At 66.4% G+C, this 13,245-nt stretch carries 12 protein-coding genes; 2 read left to right on the plus strand and 10 right to left on the minus strand.

Features of this window, described 5'->3' with window-relative positions; translation table 11 throughout:
- Window positions 1-58: 58 nt before the first annotated feature.
- Complete coding sequence (locus ACQHII_RS20440) at window positions 59-838, plus strand: GntR family transcriptional regulator (RefSeq protein ID WP_427920649.1); 780 nt, start codon at window positions 59-61, stop codon at window positions 836-838.
- A 410-nt stretch (window positions 839-1,248) separates the two neighbouring features.
- On the opposite strand, the gene ACQHII_RS20445 is transcribed toward ACQHII_RS20440, so the two are convergent.
- Together ACQHII_RS20445 and ACQHII_RS20450 are read right to left on the minus strand one after the other, a co-directional pair.
- The gene (locus tag ACQHII_RS20445) at window positions 1,249-1,545 is read right to left on the minus strand and encodes a hypothetical protein (RefSeq protein ID WP_427920650.1); all 297 of its coding nucleotides are present in this window, start codon (window positions 1,543-1,545) and stop codon (window positions 1,249-1,251) included.
- Between the two features lie 327 nt (window positions 1,546-1,872).
- Window positions 1,873-2,364 carry an ATP-binding protein gene (locus ACQHII_RS20450; protein WP_427920651.1) on the minus strand — a complete coding sequence of 164 codons (492 nt, stop codon included), beginning with the start codon at window positions 2,362-2,364 and terminating at the stop codon, window positions 1,873-1,875.
- A 269-nt stretch (window positions 2,365-2,633) separates the two neighbouring features.
- Between ACQHII_RS20450 and ACQHII_RS20455 the strand changes: the two genes are divergently transcribed.
- Window positions 2,634-4,010 (plus strand): sporulation protein, encoded by a 1,377-nt coding sequence (locus ACQHII_RS20455; protein ID WP_427920652.1) that lies wholly within the window; start codon window positions 2,634-2,636, stop codon window positions 4,008-4,010.
- Between the two features lie 3 nt (window positions 4,011-4,013).
- Here the strand turns inward: ACQHII_RS20455 and ACQHII_RS20460 are convergent, their stop codons facing one another.
- The 8 genes from ACQHII_RS20460 to ACQHII_RS20495 form a co-directional block, all read right to left on the minus strand.
- Window positions 4,014-4,928: a phosphotransferase enzyme family protein gene (locus ACQHII_RS20460; RefSeq protein WP_427920653.1), complete on the minus strand. Its 915-nt coding sequence runs from the start codon at window positions 4,926-4,928 to the stop codon at window positions 4,014-4,016.
- 230 nt (window positions 4,929-5,158) lie between these two features.
- Window positions 5,159-5,962, minus strand: a complete 804-nt coding sequence (locus tag ACQHII_RS20465) for a hypothetical protein (protein WP_427920654.1) — start codon at window positions 5,960-5,962, stop codon at window positions 5,159-5,161.
- A 709-nt stretch (window positions 5,963-6,671) separates the two neighbouring features.
- Entirely contained in the window at window positions 6,672-7,556 is an 885-nt protein-coding gene (locus ACQHII_RS20470) for an EamA family transporter (protein ID WP_427920655.1), read from the minus strand.
- Entirely contained in the window at window positions 7,553-8,074 is a 522-nt protein-coding gene (locus ACQHII_RS20475) for a YbaK/EbsC family protein (RefSeq protein ID WP_427920656.1), read from the minus strand. The genes ACQHII_RS20470 and ACQHII_RS20475 overlap by 4 nt, the downstream gene beginning before the upstream one ends.
- 935 nt (window positions 8,075-9,009) lie before the next feature.
- Window positions 9,010-9,564: an isochorismatase family protein gene (locus tag ACQHII_RS20480; protein ID WP_427920657.1), complete on the minus strand. Its 555-nt coding sequence runs from the start codon at window positions 9,562-9,564 to the stop codon at window positions 9,010-9,012.
- A 39-nt stretch (window positions 9,565-9,603) separates the two neighbouring features.
- Window positions 9,604-10,155: a hypothetical protein gene (locus ACQHII_RS20485; protein ID WP_427920658.1), complete on the minus strand. Its 552-nt coding sequence runs from the start codon at window positions 10,153-10,155 to the stop codon at window positions 9,604-9,606.
- A 98-nt stretch (window positions 10,156-10,253) separates the two neighbouring features.
- Window positions 10,254-12,476, minus strand: coding sequence for an MMPL family transporter (locus ACQHII_RS20490; RefSeq protein WP_427920659.1), 2,223 nt, complete (start codon window positions 12,474-12,476; stop codon window positions 10,254-10,256).
- Window positions 12,477-12,606: 130 nt separating this feature from the next.
- Window positions 12,607-13,206: a TetR/AcrR family transcriptional regulator gene (locus ACQHII_RS20495; RefSeq protein WP_427920660.1), complete on the minus strand. Its 600-nt coding sequence runs from the start codon at window positions 13,204-13,206 to the stop codon at window positions 12,607-12,609.
- Window positions 13,207-13,245: the final 39 nt, after the last annotated feature.

A 13,245-nucleotide genomic window follows, 5' to 3' on the forward strand; every position in this document is an offset into this window, starting at 1 on the left:
ACGAGTGATGTCGCGCGTGCGACGTGCCTATGACCTCAACTCACCCGGAGATGCCGAGATGTCGGAGATCCAGCGCCCCGGAGCCCTCTACCAGCAGGTCGCCGCCGTGATGCGGGAAGCGATCCTGTCCGGCGAGTTCGCCCCGGACTCCCTCCTGCCGTCCGAAGCCCAGCTGATGGCCCGCTACGGCGTTTCGCGCCCCACCGTCCGCAACGCCATCTCGGCACTGCGCGCGGAAGGCTTGATCGACGTCCGGCACGGCAAGGGCAGCTTCGTACGCTCCAGCGGACAGCCCGTCCTCACGGTCGAGCGCCGCATCAGCCGCACCACCGAGGGCAAGTTCGTGATGCCCAACGGTGACGTCTGGCAGGAGACCAAACAGCCCAGCACCTACCGCACCCACACCACCAAAGCCACCGGCCGACTCCTCCAACTCGACGAGGAGGAAGCCCTGTTCGGCTGTGACCGCCTGCTGATCGACCCCGGCACCGGGACACGCGCCATGCACCGCACGCTGATCCCCTTCGAGGTCGCCGAGGCCGTCCCGCTGCTCGGCAAGGAACCGTGCAAGCCCCCGGCAGCGATCTACTGGGTCCTCACCCAGGCCGGACACAAGCTGACGTGGACCGAGACGGTCCGCGCCCACATGCCGCTGCCCGACGAGCGCACCGCCCTCCAACTCCCCGACGCGACCCCGGTCCTGCACGTGGCCCGCACCGCGCACGACGCCGACGGCCGCCCCCTGGTCCTCGAAGAACTGCGCGTCGGTGCGGACCGTGCCGAACTCGCCTACCGGATCACCGCCGACAAACAGCCCGCCCGACGCACCCGCACCTGAACTCAACCGGGCATCGGTCGAAACAGTCTTCACTTCCTCAAGGGCGCGCCTGCGGCGCGCCGGGGCGCCCTGCCGCCCCGGCCGGGCATGCGGCGTGGCCGCCGGTCCCGTCCGGACGGCAAGCGCCCCGCACCGCAGCACGCTGGAGGAGTCGACGCGTCGAACGGCCGTCGTGGGCAGGGGTGTTGGGGGCTGGGGGTCGCCGGGTGTCGAGACTTTAGGCAGCTCCCATGGGGCGAGCCTCGAAGAACAGGGGGCCGATCGGGCTGAACGCGGGCAGGCTCCAAGAGACTGCCCGATCCGCCGGCGAGCGTAAGGCCCCCTGTTCACTCGCCCCATGGCAGCTACCGCCCAAAGTCTCAACACCCGACGACGTGCCCACCCGCACCGCTCACCAGCGGAAAGACAGTTCACCGCGCACCGCCGTCGGTGTCCGCGAGCGTCTCCAGGAGACCGGCGAGCCGATTCACTGCACCCGGCCACCCCGCCAGGCGGACCACACCGCCACCATCCTGGTTCGTTGAGGCCACAGCCCGAACGGTGGAGAGTTCGAAGCCCGCGCCCAGGAGCGCCCGGTTCAATCGGTCGGCAGCCTCGCGCGCCGCGCGCCACCCCGCGATGTAGTCGACGCCGGACACCCAGAAACCGAAGTCCAAGCCCGCAACGTCCAGACCGTCGTTCGGCCAGTCCTCACCGGAGCCAGTCACCTTGCCCACCTCTGCCCTGATCTAGGTAACGGATCGTCAACTTCTTTTGGGCCAGGGCCAGAACGCAGCACGGCGGCCCCGGTACCATCAGGCACCGGGAACCGCCGTGTTCCCAGCCGGGCCACCCGTTCGCTTACCAGGGCAGTGGGTGGCCCGGCCTATATGGGGGATGTGAAGCGCGGCCCCTCACTCGGGAGGGGAGCCTCCCGAATGTTCGAGAGACCGCGCCCCTTTGGTTGGCCGGAGTGGTCAAACTCCAGCCGGTAACCGGATCGCCGCCCGCTCCCGATCGCGAGGGAGCAAACAGGGGCGGTGACCCGGCGCTTGTCAGGCCGAGTTCTCAGCCCACAGCCGGTCGAGGTCGAGGCGACACCACACGGTCTTGCCACCCTTCACACCGGGCGACCACCACACCGCATCAGCCAGCCGCTGAACGATCAACAGCCCGCGTCCTCGCTCCGGCAACAGCGCCTCTGAGAAGTCACCCGCCAGCTCCGGTGAGATCCACTCGCCAGCCGGCAACTCAGGCGGGTCCGAGTCCTCATCCGAGACGCCGATAACCAACACCTCAGGCACCGTCATGAGCGACACGTCGATCCTCCGCGAGGCACCGGGCGTGGCCAGGGCGTCATCCGGCACCGCGTGATGCACAACGTTGCCGACCAGCTCCGACACGATGAGCTGAGCGTCGACAACCGCGTGCTCCAACCGCCAGGTTCGGAGGTAGGAGCCCACCGTGTCGCGCGCAGCCTTGGCGCAGCCGGAGTCCTCGGCGTAGAGAGTGAGCGCCCGGAAGTGACCGTTGGACGGGTCGTTCACGGACCGGCGTGGAGCACCCTCCGCCGAAGCGTTCACCGGGTGTCTGCTGTGTCGCACTTCCACCGCGTTCCCTCCCGCGCGCCGATGGGCCCGTAGCCCGCTGATCTGTGTCGACCAGTGAACGGCGCGGGAGACTCTGTCGGCAGCGTTCACCTGGGGGTTCATGTGAACACCGGCAAATGCAAAGGGGGTTCAGGAATGAACCCCCCAGGGTGAGGCTGCTGTGACACGATGAATACTCGCCGTCATTCTCGGGTTGGCAGGGGAGCATGAGCCGAGAGCCAAACGCGCAGTTGATCGCGGTCATGGACGAAGCGAAGGTCTCGAACAAAGGCCTTGCGAAGCGCATGACAGACGAGGGCGCCCAGCGCGGCATGGCCCTGGGAACGACGCACGTCGCTGTGAAGCGCTGGCAAGAAGGCGCAGGCACCAGGCCTCAGACAGCGGCGCTCATGGCAGACGTTCTCTCGAACAAGCTCCGCCGCCGCATCACCCCGGGCGATCTCGGCTTCTTCGACCACACCAAGTCGATGGCCCCGGAGCCTGTCGGCTACCCGAGCAGCGTTCCCGACGTCCTGTCCGTGCTCGACGGACTCACCCACGAGCACGCCGACGCTCCCGCTTCGAGCCCACTGGCCGTCGCGGACGCCGACCTCAACTCCGCCGTCCTGTCATGGATGATCGCGCGTCCCGACGGCATCCAGGCCGACAGACCCGATCACCGACGCATCGGCATGCGCGACGTCCGCGCGATCAAAGAGGCCGCCGGCCTGTTCATGCAACTCGACTTCAAGTACGGCGGAGGCCACGGCCACAAAGCACTTCGCCACTACTTCCGCGAAGACGTACTGCCGCTGCTGAACGCCAGTTACAGCGAGAAAGTCGGCACCTCGTTATTCGGCGCAGCAGCCGAGATCTCCCAGTTGCTCGCATGGACCGCCTACGACGTCGGAAACCACCGACTCGCCCACCGCTACCTGACCTCAACACTGCGCCTGTCCCAGGTCATCGACGACCGCATGTTCGGCGCCCGCATCCTCGGCAACCTCAGCCACCAGGCCAACTACCTGGGCAACCACGCCCAAGCCATCCAGCTGGCCCGCGCCGCCGTCGAGGGTGCCAAAGGCCGAGCAACCCCGCGTGTCATGGCGCTGAGTTCGGCGATGGAGGCCCGTTCCCTCTCCAACGCAGGCGACCCCATCGCGGCAGGGCGCGCCATGAACGAGGCCGAACGCCACTTCGAGCGCGCCGACACCGCCGAAGACCCGGCATGGATCAGCTACTTCGACGAAGCAGAACTCATGGGCGAACTGTGCCATTGCTTCCGCGACCTCAAGATGCGCCGAGACGCCGTCGCCCAGGCCCAGCGCGCCGTGGACAGCACCAACCCCAAGTACGCCCGAACCTTGGGCTTCTGCCGCATGGTGCTCGCCCAAAGCCAGCTACTCAACGGCGAGTTGGAAGCCGCCGTCACCACCGCGAGCCTCGCAGTCGACGGCGGCGACTCCCTCCAGTCCAACCGCTTCCAGCGCTACGTGACCGACTTCCAGAACGAAGTCAGCGTGCACGCGGCGAACCCCACGGTGGCCGCCTTCAACGAGAAGGTACGCGACGCGCTCAATCGCCTGGACGAGGACGACGAGTAGCCCCTACCAGGGCCGCCAGTCCCGAGGCCCATCGTCATCACGCAGACCAGCAATCCGGCGGCGGTACTCGGCCGCGGTCTCCTCATCCTCCTGAACGTTCTGCATGAGCCAGGTCGTCATCCCGAACTCTTGGATGCCTCGCAGCGTCTCGTAGCCCGGCCAATCGTGCAGGTCCCGCCCGTACGCAGCCACGAAGTCGCCGTACTGTTCGTCGGTCTGCCACCCAAGGCTGTAGTGCTCCACAGCCGTAACCATGAGATCCCACTCAGGATGGTCATAGCAGAACATCTCGAAGTCGATCAGAATCACGCGGCCGCGATCGTCCACCATGAGGTTCTGCACATGGGCATCCCCGTGCACCGGCCCCTTCGGCGTCTCGAACCGCAACTCGGCGTACTTGTCCTGTAGTTCACGCCAGCGTTTCCGCAAGAAGACCTTGTCATCGTCTGGGATCACCGCCCGATCAAGCCGCAGCGCCTGCTTGTCGAAGGGATCGTACGACGGCAGCACGAGACCATCAGGCAAAGTCAATGAGTGCAACTCTCTCAGGATCTCGCCCAGTTCCCCATACTTCGCCTTGCGATCTCCTTCAACGATCAGGTGCCAGAAAGTCACCGGGTGGCCAGCGATCAGCAGAGGCTGTTCCAGGTCCTCAACGATCCGTGCCGCCGGGAACCCCTCCTCAGCCAGCCACTGCGACACGGCCACCTCGGTGCGAGCTTTGGGCAACCACTCTTCACCCCGTGCAACGCGCACGATCAACGGCACGGAGGCCAGCCGAAACAGCGCGTTCTCCCCGAGGCGGATCAGCTCCGCGCCTCTATCGTCGAGCCCCGCAGCCTGGCACGCGTCGACCATGACCCGCGTAGCCCTCGCCGACGTGAACCCTTCCTCCGTGCGAGCAGCGTCAACCGCCATGCCCGTACCAGCTCCCCTAGTCGCGCGCGATCAACCAGCGCACGCCTACGGGTGACCAACCCGACGTGCGCCGGACACGACCATGACCGTATCGGGAGCGACAACGAGGGTCGAGACCCGGTGGAGGGCGTCAGGCGCGACGGCACACCACGCGTTTCCAGCTGACGTAATCGATATAAGCGCATAAAGTAGGCCGCTGGCCTGACACCACGGTAATTCGCCATCCGTAGCTAATCCTGCGAAATTGATCCTTGGAATAGAGATTCACGTACACCATTTCGATCTTGCTCGGAAATCTTATCCAAAGCAAGCAGTGCGTAAATTAGTTCACCCCCGCTACCCAACCTCAAACCAGGGAGGTCCCATTTCATTGAAGCAAGGGCGAGACGGTCGGTTCTAATCGTCACACCTTTGAGCAAATTGTGACCAGTAATGAGAGTGTTCAGTTCGTCGTAGGTGCTCCACGTGTTCCATGACGAGATTTGCGGTTTGAAAGGATCGACGTCCGGGAGAGGGGAATTCTCGTTATCGCCAATCAATGCAAGAAGAACATATTGCCTCCAGGTTAGTTCGCGAGCCACGCTGAGGGCACGGCCCGCCGTCAGTCCGTCGATTTGCTCCTCGAAGCCGATGTTCCCAAGCATGTATCCGAGGTGCCTAACCTTCCTCTCCTCCCATTGCTGTTGAGCCGTAATTAGTACACCTTCTGCAAAATCTTGTGCAGCCGAACGACCTTTAGGTTCCTCTGCGAAAAATTCATCTGACCTAACTTCATCGCCTTCCCGAAGGCGCTCCTCATACACCTCCCCAGCAAATTCAAGTGCCGCGCCAATCCGGACCCCTTCCCTTTTACCTAGCATCCTTTGGGCGATTTCTTGCAACGCTAGTCGCACCGGAACGGCGGCTGCGGAGCCGACCATGGAACCTGCGGGGCCGCCGAGAGCAAACCCGATTCCGGCTCCAGCCGCCACCCCCGTCAGCTCACTGCCAGCATCCAGGATCTTCCGCATTCGTGATTTTTCATCTTCCGACACGCGACACCCTCCTCGCCCAGAATCGCACGGCCCGGCTTCCCCGAGACAGCTACGAAAACACGGCCCTATAAATAGCAGCGAGTTCCAACCGTGGAAATATTACCGGAACAACTCGCTTTCAATCTCCCACAGAAAATAAATCATTGCGGCATCAGACTCAGATAATCTCCCCTTAATAATCTCACAGTCAGCATCGCGTCAATCCTGAAAGATTTAGCCGAGCATTATCACCTACTGCTGGGAGCCTTGACAGGTCGGCAAGAGCGGCGCTGCTTCCCCTCCGTCGGCGAGTCCGGTTGCATCATGCGATGTTGGCGTACCACGCACACCGGCAAAAGATACCCAGCCTGACCCATCCGACAGGTGGAACCATACATCATTATTGAAGGGCGCCCTATTGGTGGAGTAGGCGACAGCGCCGTGAACCCAACCGTCCACGCTTATGCTGTGATTTCCGGCGAAGTCGCCGATCTCTTTTGAAAGTACCGTGGGGGCTGTTCGAATTGCTGTCCCATACGGGGCCCAGCGATTCTGTGCGTAAACCTGAAAGGGTGAACATCCGCCCTCAATGGCGATGACACCGACCCCGGTAGCCGAAGCTTTGTGTTGCGACGGCCACCACATAGGGGGCCCAGTAAGCAGCGCGATCCCGAGGAGTATCGGAAAGATGATTGACCAAATGATCACCACGCTATGCTTCTTGATCCATTCACGCACCTACCCATAGTGGCCTATTGAGGCGCCTGAAGGGAACAGAAGTTGAGGGAAAGCGCTGCGCAGGTACGGTACCCGGCACCAGGCGACTCCGTTTCAACATCCCCGGCACCTGACCAGTGACGTTATTACTGCATGAGCAAGGGTTGACTGACGACTCGCGCAGGGCGGCGATGGGAGCGAGGTCCGCGCGGGTCTGGGCCCACAGGACGAGTCCGTACGCCAGCACGGACAAGGCGGCGCCGAGAAAGCCGACGGCGGCGAACGGCCTTAGCTCGGAGAGGAGTTGACCGCGTCGAAGGAAGAAGGCGCAGACCGGGATCATCCACCCCTCCGCCGCCATCAGCCAGGCGATGTACCCCATCGACGACCCCGAGGCGCGTACACCGAGCCCGTCCACGACCGTGTACGCGGCGATCGACAGCCCCGTCGCCAACGCGGCACCGATCGCAGCCCAGTTGGGCCGCCGCCCGCGCATCCCCCACAGCGCGACACCGGTAAGTCCCGTACAGGACAACGCGATACCGGCCGCCGCCCACCCGTCGGGCACCTCGTGCGCGAAGACGGCGGCGAAGACCGTGACGACGAGGGGTGCGGTGCCGCGCGCGATCGGATACGCCTGCCCGAAGTCCCCGAGCCGGAACGACTTCATCAGCAGCAGTGTGTAGGCGAGATGGATGAGCGCGGAAGCCCCGAGATACGGCCACGCGCCGGCCTCCGGAAAGGCCGTGAACGGCACGAGCGCCAGCCCGATGACCGTCCCGCCGCCCGTGATGAGCGTGAACCCGACCAACTTGTCGGTGATCTGGTGCGCGAGGGCGTTCCAGCTGGCGTGGGTGACGGCGGCGAGCAGGACGGCGGCTGCGACCAACGGCGTCACGAGATCTGCTCGCGCACGTCCACCAAGGTGGCACCGGCGTACGCGACAAGTTCCTTCGGCTCCATGGGAAACACGGCATGCGGATTGCCCGCGGCGGCCCACACGACGTCGTGCGCGAGCAGCGAACGATCGGCGAGCACACGAGTCTTCGTACGGTGCCCGAACGGGGGCACGCCTCCAATGGCATACCCCGTCGTCTCCCGTACGACATCTGCCTTGGCCCGCGTGACCTTATCGACGCCGAGCTCCTCCCGGACCCGCTCCACGTCCACCCTCGACGCCCCGTCCATCAGCACCAGCACCGGTACCCCGTCGGCCGCGAAGATCAGGGACTTGCAGATCTCACTCAACTCGCAGCCGATCGCGGCGGCGGCCTCCGCTGCGGTACGGGTCGCGTCCGGGAAGCGGCGGATGCTGCCGAGGAGTTCCCCGAGTCCCAACTCCCTTACGGCTTCGGCGAAACGAGGGTTGGCGCCGGAGTCTGAGTCCTGGGAGTTTTCGCTGCCGTTCGTGGTCATGTACCGCACGCTAGCGGGGGGTGTACTGGGCCTGCGACTGAGTTCTTGCCGTTGGGCCACTCGCTTCTTTGCCAGTGTCGGGCTTCCACGGACCGAGTAAAGGGCGCTGCGCGTCGCCTACGGCGATTCCGCTCCGCTCCACCCTTGACTCGCTCCGCTCCAGCCCGTCTGAGAAGCGAGCGAGCGGCCCGGAGGAATGGGGGGCCGAGGTACGTCGGCCCCCCACGTCGGCTGCGTCCGCAACCAGCGGAGAGGATGCGCACCCGCGCCCCGCCAGCACGCCGGGCCGGCTCAGCGGCCAACCCCGAGCGGGGACTTCCCCAGACAGCAGACGACCCCGGACCGGTCCGGCCTGGGCCGGGCAGGGTAGCGTGGCCGGGGTGCGGCAGTCGGCAGAAAGCAGAAATGCGGCAGTCGGTCGGGGACCGACGGGTGTCACATCCCCCCCCCAGTCCCCGCCCCAGCCAGGCCTGTCCTCCCTGGAAGCCGGGGCCATTTCTAACCAGTCACGGTGCACGTCAGTGGTTAGCTTTACCCCCAGCCTCCAGCACCCCCCATCCCCTCCCCCGCCGGTCCCGGAAGCCCCACCGGCCGCTGGCCGCTAAGCCCAGGCGGCGTGCAGGCGAGACGCGGACGCGCCCGTAACACCGGCCCACAACGCAGCCCACGTAAGGGCCGGCATGCCCCGGCCCCCCACTCCTCCCGGCCACTCGCTCGCTTCTCCAACGGGCTGGAGCGGACCTAGTCAAGGGTGGCCCGCAGGGCCATCGGCGAAGCCGACGCGGAGCGCAGCGCAGCGCCCTTTACTCGGTCCGCGGAAGCCCGACACTGACAAAGAAGCGAGTGGCCCCACGTTCACTGGAAACGAACGCGACAAAACCGCTCCGGGCGATGCGGAGTCGGGCCGCGTCCGCGCAGGACGGTCCGGGTCGAGGTCAGGTTGTGAGGGGGACGTCCTTCGTGGTCTCGACTCCCGCCGTGCGGCCGGGGCCGGTGTGGTACTTCCAGTAGAGGTTCGTGTGGGCGATGACCTGCTCCGGCGGCGGCGCACCCCACTGGCTGAGGTCGGTCGTGGTGTGGGCGTCGCCGACGAGTGTCACGTCGTAGCCGCGGGTGAACGCGCTGTGGAGTGTGGAGCGGATGCACTGGTCGGTGGACGCGCCCGCCACGACGAGGCGTCCGACCTGGGCGGCGGCCAGTGCCGCTTCCAGAGTGGTGTCGTCGAAAGAGTCCGGGTAGAGCTTGTGGATCAGGGGTTCCTGGTCGCCGGGGGTCAGTTCGGGGACGAGCTGCCAGCCCTCGCTGCCCTTCGGCACGTTCTCGTCGGAGTGCTGGACCCAGATGACCGGGACGTCTTCCTCGCGTGCCCGGTCGGCGAGTGCGGCGATGTTGGCGACGACCGCGTCACGGTCGTACGCATCGGCCACGACGGCCACCTGGACGTCGATCAGCAGGAGTGCGGTGTGGGGCCGTTCTGCGAGTGTGGTCATGCTCGACACGCTAGTCCGGCCCACTGACATCGGCCCGGTTCAGATCGGTCTGAAGCCCGGTTCCACGGATTCCGGTTCGTCCGGATCAAAGCCGTCCGGATCGAATTCGTCGTCCGCCGGTTCCACCTCCCGCAGCCGCTCGGCGAAGTCGAGGACGAACGCGGTGAACGGCCCATCGAAGACCTCCAGTTCCAGGCCGTGGCTGTCGGTGACGACCTTCCACCGGTCGGGGTCCGGGTCGCAGGGCCAGAAGAAGTGCTCGTTGCCGGAGTGGTCGTAGCCCCAGGAGATCAGGCCGCCGGGTTCCGGGTGGACGGGGAAGGTGTGCAGGTCCGGAGCGCGACGCCGGGCCGTAGCGCGCCGCTCGTGGACCTGGCGCATCCGGTCAAGGAGCGGGCTGTCGCCGCGCGGGTGGAAGACCACCAACTCCTCGCAGATCACGCCCGTGCCGTAGGTGTCGAGGAACGTCTTGAAGTCGGTGGGCAGTGGCGAGGCGACGTATGCCTCTGTCTCGGTCCAGTCGTCGGGCGACGGTGTCCGTGCCGCGGTCGACGGGCCGAGCAGCCGCACCAGTTCGTCCAGTGCTGTCACGGCCGTAACCCTGTCATCGACGCGATCTGCCGCGCCACCCGAACCCGGTGGCGCGGCAGATCAGTTGTCCGGTGCCTCAGTGCCTCGCGGCAGCCGCCTCAGGCCCGGACCAACTCCCGGTCCTCGTCGGGATCCGAGTCCTTGGCGTCGAGGTCGCGCAGGCCTTCGCCCTCGACGTCGACGTTGGGCAGTGCCCGGTCCAGCCACTTCGGGAGCCACCAGGCCCGCTTGCCGAGCAGGGCCAGTACCGCGGGGACGATCGCCATGCGGACGACGAACGCGTCGAAGAGGACGGCGACCGCCAGGCCGAAGCCGATCATCTTGACCATGGCCTCGCTGGAGGTGATGAAGCCCGCGAAGACCGCCATCATGATGACCGCCGCGGCCGTGACGACCCGGGCACCGTGCTTGAACCCGGTGACGACGGCCTGGGTGGGCTTCTCACCGTGGACGTACGCCTCGCGCATCCGGGTCACGAGGAACACCTCGTAGTCCATCGCCAGGCCGAAGACCACGCCCACCAGGAAGATCGGCATCATCGACATGACGGGGCCGGTCTCCTCCACGCCGATCAGGCCCGCCAGCCAGCCCCACTGGAAGACGGCGACGACCGCGCCGAGCGAGGCGAGCACGCTGAGCAGGAAGCCGAGGGCCGCCTTCAGCGGGACCAGGATCGAGCGGAAGACGACGATCAACAGCAAGAACGCCAGGCCCACGACCAGTGCCAGGTACGGGATCAGGGCGTCGTTGAGCTTCTGCGAGAAGTCGATGTTCATGGCTGTGGTGCCGGTGACCAGGACCTGTGCGTCCGTGTCGGCCTTGATGCCGGCGCCCTCGCCCCGGATGGAGTGCACCAGGTCCTCGGTGGTGACCGACGACGGCTTGGAGTCGGGCACGACGGTGATCGTCGCGGTGTCACCGGCCTTGTTGAACATGGCCGGGCTGACCGAGACCACGTCGTCGAGAGTCTTGATCTTGTCGGTCACCGTCGTGACGGCGGCCTTGGGCGCGTCGCTGTTCTTGGCGTCCACGACGATCATCAGCGGGCCGTTGAAGCCGGGACCGAAGCCCTCCGCGAGGAGGTCGTAGGCCCGTCGCTGGGTGGTGGACGTCGGCTGCGAACTGTCGTCGGGCAGGCCCAGTTGGAGCTGGCTGGCCGGCAGCGCGATCACGCCGAGGCCGAGCACGCCGAGGATCAGGACGGCCGCGGGACGTCGTACGACGAAGCTCGCCCAGCGGGTGCCCATGTTGGGCCTGGCCGCCTTGGCCGCCTCCTTGGCGCTGCCGCCGCCGAGCCACTTGGCCTTCTCGCCTGTGGGCTTGATCCTGCGGCCCGCGTAGCCGAGCAGCGCGGGGATCATGGTCAGGGCGATGAGCACCGCGACCACGACCGTGCCGGCCGCCGCGACGCCCATCTTGGTGAGCATCGGGACGTTGACGACCGCGAGACCGGCGAGCGCGATGACGACGGTGAGGCCGGCGAAGACCACCGCCGAGCCCGCGGTTCCTACGGCCCTGCCCGCCGCCTCCTCGCGTTCGCGGCCCTCGGCCAGTTCGGCGCGGTAGCGGGAGACGATGAACAGCGCGTAGTCGATGCCGACGGCGAGGCCGATCATCATCGCCAGGGTTGACGTCGTCGAGCCCAGGTCCAGGGTCTTCGCGAGGGCGGTGATCGTCGAGACGCCGATGCCGACCCCGATGATCGCCGTCAGCAGCGGCAGGCCGGCCGAGACGAGTGAGCCGAGGGTGATGAGGAGGACGACTGCGGCGAGGGCGATGCCGATGATCTCGCCTACGCCCATCTCCGCGGCGGCCTGGAGCGCGTCACCGCCGACGTCGACGGTCAGTCCGGTGGCCCGGGCCTGGGCCGCGGTGTCCTCCAGGGCGTCCTTGCTGGCGTCCTTGAGTTCCATGCCTGAGACGTCGTACTTCACCGAGGTGTAGGCGACCGTCCCGTCCTTGCTCACGGCGTTCGTGGTGAACGGGTCGGAGACGGAGACGACCTCGGAACCGTCGGCCAGTTCCTTCACCGTCTTCTCGACGGTCGCCTTGTTGGCGGCGTCGGTCATCTTCTCGCCGCTCGGCGCCTTGAAGACGACGCGCGCGGTGGCGCCGTCCGAACTGGAGCCGGGGAAGCGCTGGTCCAGCAGGTCAAAGGCTTTTTGGGCCTCGGTGCCGGGGATGGAGAAGGAGGTGGAGCCCGCGGCGGGCGCGCTGGCCGCGCCGACTCCCGCGAGCGTCAGCAGGGCGATCCATATGAGGGCGACGAAGTGGCGTCGCCTGAAGGCGAGACGGCCGACTTTGTAGAGGAACGTGGCCACTAGGGCGTACTCCCGGTCAGGTCGTGGGGTTCTTCGGGGCAGGTGTGACCGGCCGGTTGGGGACACGGCTGATCGGCCCGACGACGTGAGCGGTTACGTCAGGTGGGCTTGCTGGGTGGTGTGGGGTGTGTCAGGTGGTGGGTACGCCCAGTGCGGGGAGCACTACGGCGTCGATGTACGAGGCCAGATACGCCTGGGTCGGCGGCAGGTCCTCGATCACCGCGCGGGTGGCGAAGGCGCCGATCATCATGTGCACCACGAACTCGAGCCCGGGGCAGTCCGCGCGGACCTCGCCCCGGTCGATGGCACGCTGGGTGACCCGGCGGAACTCTTCCATCTCCGGCTCGATGAGCAGCTCCCGGAACGCCTGCAACAGGTCCGGGTGGTTGTGCGTCGCCATGGCCAGACCCCGCATCAGCGCGGAGGTCTGCTCGATCCGGCAGTCGTCCTCGCGGGCCACCATGGCGTGCATGTCGCCCCGGAGCGATCCGGTGTCGATGTCGGCCGCCCGGCCCGGCTTGCTGTGCCGTACCGCTTTCGCCACCAGCTCGGCCTTGCCGCCCCACTGGCGGTAGAGGGTCGCCTTGCTGGAGCGGGTGCGGGCGGCGACGGCGTCCATGGTGAGGGCGTCGTAGCCGACTTCGCGGAGCAGGTCGAGCACGGCCTCGTACAACTCGGCCTCGCGCTCGGGCGTGATGCGACTGCGACGCGCCGTTGCGACTTCAGTCATGCGACTCACCTTCCGGCTCCGAACGACACGGTTTCGTAC

It is taken from the genome of Streptomyces sp. cg40 (genome assembly GCF_050320165.1).
GTDB lineage: Bacteria > Actinomycetota > Actinomycetes > Streptomycetales > Streptomycetaceae > Streptomyces > Streptomyces hokutonensis.